The following is a 1,289-nucleotide window of genomic DNA, read 5'->3' on the forward strand; positions in this document are numbered from 1 at the left end:
AACCTATACCGCGCATTAGGCGGTGGCTGGAAATAAACAATAATTAACAAATTTTTAAGGCATTCTGATTTTCAGGATGCCTTTTTTGTTTAGGCCAATCCACAAATAGCATTACAATTTGGTCAATCGCGATAATAAAAACGAGCGTAAGCTAAGTCAAGCGCTCAATTATTTTTCAGAAAAATAATGTACGTTTGTTTCACTAAAACGCTAGCCACTAAATAGTTTATTTGTATTTTGGCTGCACCAAACAATTTTATGCGCTTCTCAAAACTGCTAGCCCTATTTGTCGGCTTATTTTTCTGCAATAATATATATGCTCAAACTTATGTAGTAACCAGTAATGCCGATAGCGGCCCTGGAACACTAAGAGAGGGGTTAACACAAGCGGCTATAGCCAATAGGATAACTACTTTTACCATTAACTTCAATTTGCCAGGCACGCCTAGCGACAATGCCAACCGTACCATTAGGTTACGTTCGGCATTACCTGTGGTTTCTTCAAATGTAGTAATCGATGGCACCTCGCAGGTTGCGTGGCCAGCACTTGGTGTTTCTGGCGCTAAAGTAATTTTGGAGCCTGAATATCCAAACACTACATTTTCGGGATTGGTTATCGGCCAGTCATCAACCACGCAGGTCCAAACTACTGGCGTTGAGGTTTATGGTTTATACATCCGTAATTTTGCTACGATCAATAACTTACAAAATGTAAATATGGCTCAAGGCTCGGGAATTGTAATCGATTATCGTGCAAATAATATTACCATTGGTGCTCCAAATAAAGGAAATGTTATTGGAGGGAACATTAACGGTATTATTGTGCAGAACAGCTATTATTTTAACACCATCACCGCTACTAAAATCAAGATCCAATCGAACTTAATCGGGGTAATATATGATGGAATAACACCAAACACCAATGTTTTTGGTATTTCGGCCAGTTTATACGATAGTGCACTAGATGTTGGTGGTGATAATCCTGGTGAAGGAAACGTTATCGCCGCAAACAGGATTAATGTAGATATCACCAGGTCATCGTACTCCACCAATGCAAGGTTTGATGTCAACGTGATCAATAATAAAATCGGGGTCGATTATACGGGCAAAAAAGATTTCCATGAATTACCGATATTTCTTTCTTCCTCCGCTTTAGAAATTGCAGGTTTAAAGGTCAATGCGGTAAATACGGCACTTTATGTGCGCAATAATATTATCGGCGGAAACAGAACTACAGGGGTTTCGATCACCAATTCTGATTTTATTTTAACCGGTAATGCCATTGGTAC

1 pseudogene is annotated in these 1,289 nt (G+C 39.3%); it reads left to right on the top strand.

What is annotated here, in order from left to right:
- Positions 1-237: 237 nt before the first annotated feature.
- A pseudogene (locus tag AC1DPQ_RS28030) lies at positions 238-1,289 on the top strand (gliding motility-associated C-terminal domain-containing protein); the annotation flags it as partial.

The organism is Pedobacter sp. 01T416_2, from assembly GCF_056398925.1.